The sequence below is a fragment of the Blastomonas sp. genome (assembly GCF_041747255.1).
In the GTDB taxonomy this organism is placed as follows: Bacteria; Pseudomonadota; Alphaproteobacteria; order Sphingomonadales; family Sphingomonadaceae; genus Blastomonas.
The window spans coordinates 1-7,577 of the sequence record NZ_JBGTFM010000268.1 but is presented as its reverse complement, the minus strand read 5'-3'; the positions used below and the strand labels follow the sequence as shown (position 1 = coordinate 7,577).

Genomic DNA, 7,577 nt, shown 5'->3' with positions numbered 1-7,577 from the left:
GCAGTGCTCCTGCGAAAGCAGGAGCCCAGATCGACCTTTGGGCTGGGCTCCTGCTTTCGCAGGAGCGCACTCTTCGGGCCCCGCTCATGCCGCTTCCCTCGGCCGAGTCAGGCGGAACTCGATCTTCTTGTCGTAGGGGGCGCCCAGGATCATCCGCTTCACGTAGATCGACGGCAAATGGATGCAGTCGGCATCAATGCTGCCGGTCTCGACGATCTCCTCAACCTCTGCCACGCAGATCTTGCCCGCAGTCGCCATCGGCTGGTTGAAGTTGCGCGCGGTCTTGCGGAAGATGAGGTTGCCTGCCTTGTCGGCCTTCCACCCCTTGATGATGCACAGGTCGGCATAGATGCCGCGCTCAAGAATGTAGGTCTGGCCGTCGAAATCCTTGTGCTCCTTGCCCTCGGCGACCTGGGTGCCGACGCCGGTCTTGGTGTAGAAGCCGGGGATGCCCGCGCCGCCCGCCCGGCAGCGTTCGGCCAGCGTGCCCTGCGGGCAGAACTCGACCTCGAGCTCGCCTGCCAGATACTGGCGTTCGAACTCCTTGTTCTCACCAACATAGCTCGAGATCATCTTCTTCACCTGCCGGGTGCGCAGCAGCTTGCCCAGCCCCTCGCCATCGATTCCGGCATTGTTGCTGGCAATGGTCAGGTCCTTCGTGCCTGCATCGCGGATTGCATCGATCAGCCGTTCGGGGATGCCGCACAGGCCAAAACCGCCCGCGCAGATGTTCATCCCGTCAAACAGCAGGCCCTCCAGCGCGGAGGCGGCATCGGGATAAATTTTCTGCATGTTAGGCTCTCCCAGGGATCAGACAAACGACGGTGCGTTTGATTCGTGATATCATGCAAGCCCTAGCGCTGCGATGGATGCTTTTCCAGCGGCTGGTTGATCTCGATCAATGCACGTGCGGCAAAGGCGCCGCTAACTGATTCAGCCTTGTCTACGAAGGAGACGTCCGATGAAATCAATCAATGTCTATGCCGATCATGGCACCGCCTTTGAATCACGCCTGCAAGCGGGTCTTGATCTGGCGCGCAGCCAGTCTGGTCATATCAGCTTCATTCAGGTCACGCCCTATTCCGCGTTCATGCTGATGGACCCGATGGGCGGCAGCTATGTGCCCAACAGCACGCTTGAGCAGCTGCGCGTGGACGAGGCCAAGCTGCGCGATCTGATTGAAACCAAGATGACGGGCGAAGACGTGACCTGGGATTTCATCCAATATGATGGCGATGTCGTGCAGTCCATGGTCAGCGCGGCGCGGCTAGCCGATGTGATGGTGCTGTCGCTCGACAATGTCGAACACGGCGTTCGCGCCCATCCGCTGTTGGGCATCGACGATCTTGTGGTCAACAGCCGCTGCCCGGTGCTCGCGGTGCCCTTTGCCCACAAATGGCTGAACACCGCAGGCACGATTCTGGTCGCATGGGATGGCGGGCACGAGGCGGCGAACGCGCTGCGCGCCGCCCTGCCGATGTTGAAACGGGCCGATCAGGTCCACCTGCTGACGATCGCCGAGAAGCCGGAAAGCTTCCCCTCCACCGCCGCCAGCGCCTATCTGTCGCGCCATGGTGTCAGCAGCGAGCTGATCGCGCGCGAACGCGGCGACGTGCCGATCGAGCAGGTGATCGATCATGTCGCGGGCGAAATCAGCGCGGACCTGATTGTGATGGGCGCTTATGGCCACAGCCGCCTGCGCGAGCTGCTGCTCGGCGGGGTGACGAAATATTTCCTGAGCGATTCAAACATCCCGCTGCTGCTCGCGCACTGATCGGGTCTACACCACCGCCCACTGCCGCAGCAGGTTGTGATAGCTGCCGGTGAGCGCGATCAGCGCCGGGTCTTCATCGCCCAACCGCTGGCGCAGCGACTGGATGGCGATGTCGATGTCGAACAGGATCGAGCGGCGGGCCTGATCGGCGACAAGGCTTTGCACCCAGAAGAACGAGGCGACGCGCGCCCCGCGCGTTACCGGCGTGACGCTGTGCAGAGTGGTCGCGGGATAAAGCACCATGCTGCCTGCTGCGAGCTTGATGCGCCGCTCGCCCGATCCTTCCTCGATCACCAGCTCACCGCCGTCGTAATCAGCCGGATCGGACAGGAACAGGGTACATGAAAGATCGGTGCGCAGCCGCGCGCCGGTCACCGGGTGCATGCGGATGGCATTGTCGATGTGTACGCCGAAGGTGTGGCCGTCCGCATAGCGGTTAAACAGCGGCGGAAATATGCTGTGCGGCAGCGCGGCCGATTGGAAGATCAGGCTGCGCCCCAGAGCGTCCACCACCGCGCGCCCCAGATCGACCGCGACATCGCAGCTTTCGGGCAGCTGCAAATTGTGCTTGGCCAGCGCCGACTGATAGCCTGCCGTCACCCGGCCATCGGCCCAGGGCGCAGTGGCGAGCCTGTCCAGAAAGCCCGCCACTGCATCCGATGTCAGAACGTCCTCGATCTCAAGTATCACGCGCCGCTCCCGTGGCGGACCGGTGCGCCCGCGCTCAATAGCTCAACGAAAGCGTCAATAGCGCATTGCGCGAGGCAGAGGGAATCGATTGTGCGCTGGCAAATGACTGGAAATAATATTCATTGCCAACATTGTAGACGTTCAGCCGCAGCGTTGCATAAGCGTTGAGCCGATATTCGGCAAAGGCATCGACAACCGTGTACGATGGCACGGTGATCGTGATGTTGCCCGCCGTCGCGCTGGGCTGCACGTTGCTGCGCCGCTTGCCCAGGTGCTGCACGCCACCACCGAGCGTCAGTTCGCCGGTGACATCATAGGATGTCCACAGCGCCACCGAATGCTTGGGGGTATTGTCCAGCCGCTGGCCGACCTCGAACGGGATGTTCGACTTGACGACCTTGGCATCAAGATAGCTGTAGCCTGCAAAAATGTTCCAGTCGGGCGTGACCGAGCCCACAGCCTGCAGCTCAAAGCCGCGCACGCGCTGCTCGCCTTCGAGTACCACCGCCGGATCGCCGGGGTTCAGGCCCGGGGTGCGCGCATTGTCGCGGGTGATCTGGAAAACGGCGGCGGAGAGTTCCAGCTCGCCGTCCATCAGCGCATATTTGGCCCCGGCCTCGAACGCATTGCCGGTTTCAGGCGCGACGTCGAACGCACCGAATGCGGTGGGCGGTGCGTTGTTGCCGCCAGCAACCTGGACGATCTCGGAGCGGCCCGAGGGTTCGAACGCGGTGCCATAGGCGACATAGATGCTCGAATTTTCGCTCGGCTTGTAGATGATCGCGGCATTGCCCGACCATTCCTTGTCACCGCGCGACACATCGACGACGAAGCCCGGCGCGATGCCGTTGTCATCAAAGCCGCGCACCCGCGTATCGACATCGTCATAGCGCAGACCGCCGGTGATCCGCCATGAATTGCCGATTTCCATCGTATGGAAAACATAAGCCGCGACCGTATCGGTATCGATCCGCGCGCGTGTGCCGTTGAACGGGATCACCGGCGCCGGGCCCAACACCGGGTTGAACAGGTTGGTCGCGGGGCCATTGGTATCGAGCCGGCGGCGATTTTCGGTGCTCTCGTCCACGATTTCCAGCCCGGCGACGGTGGTGTGGCGGATCTCGCCAGTGCCAAAACGCACCGTCAGGTTGGTCTGGTTGATAAACAGCTTGTCGGTCTGGAAGCGCGGCTTGCGGTTACCCAGAACGCGCGTCGTTTCGTTCAGCGTCGTCACGTTGCCGACAAAACGCGGCGCAGAGATGATCGAGTCGTTGCGCACCCGGGCATAGCGGGTCTGGTTCTGAATGCTCACCGCTTCGCTGAAATCATGCTCGATCTTGATCGTCCCCATGTCGGTGACGACATCGAGATAATCGTTGGAATAGCCGTAATAATTCGAGCGGCGCACCGGCGCGGGCCGGCCCTCAAAGCCCGATCCGGCAAGCGAGCGGTTGCGCGCGTTGGGGATACCGAAATCGGGCTGGTCATCCTGCTGCAGGTGCAGATAGTTGAGCGTGACGCGCGTGTCGGTGTCGAGCCCGAAGCCCAGCGAGGGCGCAATCGCCCAGCGCTCGTTTTTGACGTGATCGCGCCCCGGTTCATCGGCAATGTGCGCCATGCCGTTGATGCGGAAGGCGATGCCCAGCTCCTGCGAGATGGGGATGTTGATATCGCCAGTCGCGCGATACTGATCGTGGGTGCCAACGCTAAGGTCAGCGCCGGTGGTCATGTCCATATCAGGCTGGCGCGTGACGATGTTAACCGTGCCGCCAATGTTGCCGCGCCCGGCGAAGGCCGATGCCGGACCCTTGGTCACCTCGATACGATCGGCATAAAATGGATCGCGGAAATAATTGCCCGGATCGCGGATGCCATCGACGAAAATATCGTCGCGGCCAGAAAATCCGCGCACCGAGAACGAGTCACCGCCGCCCGGAGGGTTGCCTTCGCCCGCCTGGAAACTGACGCCGGTGATATTGCGAAGCGAGTCGCGCAACGTGCGCCGCCCCTGCTCCTCGAGCAGCTTGTCGGCAACCACGGTCACTGTCGCGGGCGTATCAAGCACTGGCAGGGTGCGCTTGGGGTCGCTGAGTTCCTTCACCGCATAGCCGGTGACGACGATCTGCTTCTCGCGCTCTTCCGCAGTTTCATCAGCAATGGCGTCGGATTGTGCCGTTGCATCATTGGCCATCGCCGGGCTGGCATGAGCCGTCAAAGCCACACAACCGGTGCTCAGTGCGGCCATCAGATGACCCCGAACCGATGAACGCATAACCAAGTCCCACTCCCTGAATAATGACGCAGCGCCATGCATCGGCGTCGTCGGCATGCGTTTAATCAGCAGCTTTTGATATTGCAAGCGGTTCTTAATAGCAAAAACGGTTTGTCATCGTGGCACATGCCAAAGGCCGCTTTTCGCTTGCCCGTCAGGCTGCTAGATGCACAGATATCGACCTGCCCGCTTACCTGCGCCCGGCTGCTCAAGGACAGATGATGCTCAAGTTCCTCAAATGGCTGTTCATCCTGATCATCGTCGCCATCATCGGTGTGCTGATCTGGGGCTATGCGCCCGATATCGAGCCATCCGAGCTTCAGGCCGAATATGGCAAGCCGCCATCGCAGTTCATCGCGCTGCCCAACGGCCAGAGCGTGCATGTGCGCGACGAGGGGCCGCGCGATGCGCCTGCGATCCTGCTGATCCACGGGTCGAACGCATCGCTGCACACCTGGGATGGCTGGGTCGAGGCGCTGAAGGCCGATTATCGCGTCGTGCGCTATGACCAGCCCGGCCACGGCCTGACTGGCGCGCAGGTCAAGCGCGATTACAGCACCGAGGCGTTCCGCGATACCGGCGCCGAGGTAATGCGCAAACTGGGCATCGACCGCTATGTCGTCGCGGGCAACTCAATGGGCGGCTGGGTTGCCTGGAATCTGGCGCTGACCTACCCCAAGAACGTCACCGGGCTGGTGCTGATCGACAGTTCTGGCGCGCCCGAGGCCAAGCCGCAATCGGTGCCCATCGGTTTCCAGCTGGCGCAAAGCGCATTGGTGCGGCCGCTGATCTCGATCTTCACCCCGCGCGTCATCATCGAACAGAGCCTGCAGCAGAGTGTCGGCGACCCCAAGGTGATCACGCCTGAAAAGGTCGATCTGTACTGGAAACTGCTGCGCCACCCGGGCAACCGCCAGGCGACGGTCGAACGCGGCGATTTTCCGCGGCAAGAGGCAAGCGCGCTCGCCTTTGCCGGGCTGACGATGCCGTCGCTGATCATGTGGGGGCGCAAGGATACGCTGATCCCGGTTGAAAACGCGGTGTGGTTCGCGCGCCAACTGCCCAACGAAACCAGCATCCTGTATGACGACCTTGGCCATATCCCGATGGAGGAAGACCCGGCACGCACGGTGGCGGATTTCAGGGCATGGCTGAGCAAGACCGGCCTCGACCTGCCCGAAACCGCCACCTCGCAAAGCACTCCCAATCCGGCGCCGGACCCCGCGACGGTCACATCACCGGGCGAGGAAGAAACATCGGCAGAGGCACAGGACGGCCCATGAAGAGCATCGCGATCTACAATCTGAAAGGCGGCGTCGGCAAAACCACCAGCGCGGTCAATCTGGCCTGGTGTGCCGCCGCTGTATCGGCGCGTCGGACGTTGTTATGGGATCTCGACCCGCAAGGCGCGGCTTCGCACCTGATTGGCGATGATACGGCGGTGAAGGATGAAGCGCGCTCGATTTTCGCGCGCGATGTCGCCGCGCACAAGCTGGTGCGTGCCTCGAGAGTGCCGGGCATCGATTTGCTCGCCGCCGATCACTCGCTGCGCAGCCTTGACCGCATGCTGTTCGATCTGGGCAAGGCCAAGCGCTTGAAAAAGCTGCTTGATGGCCTCGCCAAATATTATGACCGGATCATCCTCGATTGCCCGCCGGGCCTGTCGGAAACCTCCGATCAGGTGCTGCGCGCGGCCGATCTGGTGATCGTGCCGATCATCCCCTCGCCGCTCTCGCAGCGCGCCTTTGTCGAGGTGCAGGCCTATCTCGATGCCAGATCAGGGCGGCACGCACCGATGCTGCCGGTGTTCGTGATGGTCGACCGAAGGCGCGCGCTGCACAAGCAGGCGCTGGAACGTTTCCCCGAGTGGCCGGTGATCCCAATGGCGAGTGCGGTCGAGCGCATGGCCGAAGAACGCCAGCCGGTTGGCGCGTTCGATGCCAAGGGGCCGGCGGCGCAGGCGTATCTTAAATTATGGCAGGGGATCGAGCGCAAACTCGCCGAATGACGAGCGTCAAAACGGCAGCGGACAGCGCGCCATGATGAGCGCCAGCGCACTGCCGGTAACGATCGCTATGCGCAACACCGCCACGACGGCAGGGTCATGCTGGGTTGTACGGGCGAGGGACGCGGCTTTGGTCATGGGCATCAAGATGCGTGTACCGGCCTAACAAACCGTTAAGGCCCTATTGCGACAACAGAATTAGCGGATCAGCGAAATCTCGACCCCGACATCAAGCCCTTCCCATCGCCGGTCGGCAGTGAGAACGGGCAGGCCCTCGCGCCTCGCCAACGCCAGGCAGGCGCGGTCACCTAATGATAGCCCACGATGGCGGGTCGGCTTACGCAGTTCAGCGGCGGTTCGCGCGTCATCGGCGGTAAACGGGACGATAGCGATATTGAGCCGGTCAATCTGCTGCGCTGCAAACGAAACTTCCGCGCCTTGCTCAATGCATCTGGTCAGAACTTCGCTAAGATTGACGGTCGATATCAGGCTATCCGCAATCGCATCGACGGCTTCCTGACCGCCGGGCTCATCAAAGATGATGGCCAGCACAACCGACGCATCGACGACATTCGTCATTTGCGTTTGAAACGTTCGGAGAGCCGGGACGACTCTTCGTCTTCACGCCTCGATTCAAGGCGCCGTTCTTCGATCAATTCATCGACGATGCTGCTGCCGTCCGCTGGTCGGAACGGGCGAAACGCGTCCTGCACCTCTCGAACCACCTGGGCATTGGTTTTGATAACCAGCGTATCGCCCACGCGCTCGAACACCAGCCTGTCGCCTTCGTTGAAGCCAAGCTCGCGGCGCAATTCAGCTGGGATGACGATTTTGCC

9 protein-coding genes are annotated in these 7,577 nt (G+C 61.9%); 3 read left to right on the top strand and 6 right to left on the bottom strand.

The window, feature by feature from the left end:
* Positions 1-84: 84 nt before the first annotated feature.
* Positions 85-792, bottom strand: a complete 708-nt coding sequence (locus ACEW8G_RS09215; RefSeq protein ID WP_373488131.1) for a CoA transferase subunit A — start codon at positions 790-792, stop codon at positions 85-87.
* Positions 793-961: 169 nt separating this feature from the next.
* Between ACEW8G_RS09215 and ACEW8G_RS09210 the strand changes: the two genes are divergently transcribed.
* A complete protein-coding gene (locus tag ACEW8G_RS09210) occupies positions 962-1,774 on the top strand; it encodes a universal stress protein (protein WP_373488130.1) in 813 nt (270 codons plus the stop codon).
* Between the two features lie 6 nt (positions 1,775-1,780).
* Here ACEW8G_RS09210 and ACEW8G_RS09205 read toward each other — a convergent pair whose 3' ends face one another.
* The gene (locus tag ACEW8G_RS09205) at positions 1,781-2,464 is read right to left on the bottom strand and encodes a Fe2+-dependent dioxygenase (RefSeq protein ID WP_373488129.1); all 684 of its coding nucleotides are present in this window, start codon (positions 2,462-2,464) and stop codon (positions 1,781-1,783) included.
* A 34-nt stretch (positions 2,465-2,498) separates the two neighbouring features.
* Positions 2,499-4,709 (bottom strand): TonB-dependent receptor, encoded by a 2,211-nt coding sequence (locus tag ACEW8G_RS09200; RefSeq protein WP_373488128.1) that lies wholly within the window; start codon positions 4,707-4,709, stop codon positions 2,499-2,501.
* A 146-nt stretch (positions 4,710-4,855) separates the two neighbouring features.
* On the opposite strand from ACEW8G_RS09200, the gene ACEW8G_RS09195 reads away from it, so the two are divergent.
* Both ACEW8G_RS09195 and ACEW8G_RS09190 read left to right on the top strand, forming a co-directional pair.
* Positions 4,856-6,019: an alpha/beta fold hydrolase gene (locus ACEW8G_RS09195; protein WP_373488127.1), complete on the top strand. Its 1,164-nt coding sequence runs from the start codon at positions 4,856-4,858 to the stop codon at positions 6,017-6,019.
* Positions 6,016-6,744 carry a ParA family protein gene (locus ACEW8G_RS09190; RefSeq protein ID WP_373488126.1) on the top strand — a complete coding sequence of 243 codons (729 nt, stop codon included), beginning with the start codon at positions 6,016-6,018 and terminating at the stop codon, positions 6,742-6,744. Before ACEW8G_RS09195 ends, ACEW8G_RS09190 begins: the two co-directional genes overlap by 4 nt.
* 6 nt (positions 6,745-6,750) lie before the next feature.
* On the opposite strand, the gene ACEW8G_RS09185 is transcribed toward ACEW8G_RS09190, so the two are convergent.
* From ACEW8G_RS09185 to ACEW8G_RS09175, 3 genes are all read right to left on the bottom strand, one after another.
* Positions 6,751-6,879, bottom strand: a complete 129-nt coding sequence (locus ACEW8G_RS09185; RefSeq protein WP_373488125.1) for a hypothetical protein — start codon at positions 6,877-6,879, stop codon at positions 6,751-6,753.
* Positions 6,880-6,939: 60 nt separating this feature from the next.
* Positions 6,940-7,320: a type II toxin-antitoxin system VapC family toxin gene (locus tag ACEW8G_RS09180; RefSeq protein ID WP_373488124.1), complete on the bottom strand. Its 381-nt coding sequence runs from the start codon at positions 7,318-7,320 to the stop codon at positions 6,940-6,942.
* Positions 7,317-7,577: AbrB/MazE/SpoVT family DNA-binding domain-containing protein (locus ACEW8G_RS09175; RefSeq protein ID WP_373488123.1), on the bottom strand; the 261-nt coding region annotated here is incomplete at its 5' end. The genes ACEW8G_RS09175 and ACEW8G_RS09180, both read right to left, overlap by 4 nt.

Coding starts and splice junctions, on each gene's coding strand:
- ACEW8G_RS09180 (WP_373488124.1), bottom strand. CDS start 7,320: ATGACGAATGTCGTCGATGCGTCGGTTGTGCTGGCCATCATCTTTGAT.
- ACEW8G_RS09210 (WP_373488130.1), top strand. CDS start 962: ATGAAATCAATCAATGTCTATGCCGATCATGGCACCGCCTTTGAATCA.
- ACEW8G_RS09200 (WP_373488128.1), bottom strand. CDS start 4,709: ATGGCCGCACTGAGCACCGGTTGTGTGGCTTTGACGGCTCATGCCAGC.
- ACEW8G_RS09190 (WP_373488126.1), top strand. CDS start 6,016: ATGAAGAGCATCGCGATCTACAATCTGAAAGGCGGCGTCGGCAAAACC.
- ACEW8G_RS09185 (WP_373488125.1), bottom strand. CDS start 6,879: ATGACCAAAGCCGCGTCCCTCGCCCGTACAACCCAGCATGACCCTGCC.
- ACEW8G_RS09215 (WP_373488131.1), bottom strand. CDS start 792: ATGCAGAAAATTTATCCCGATGCCGCCTCCGCGCTGGAGGGCCTGCTG.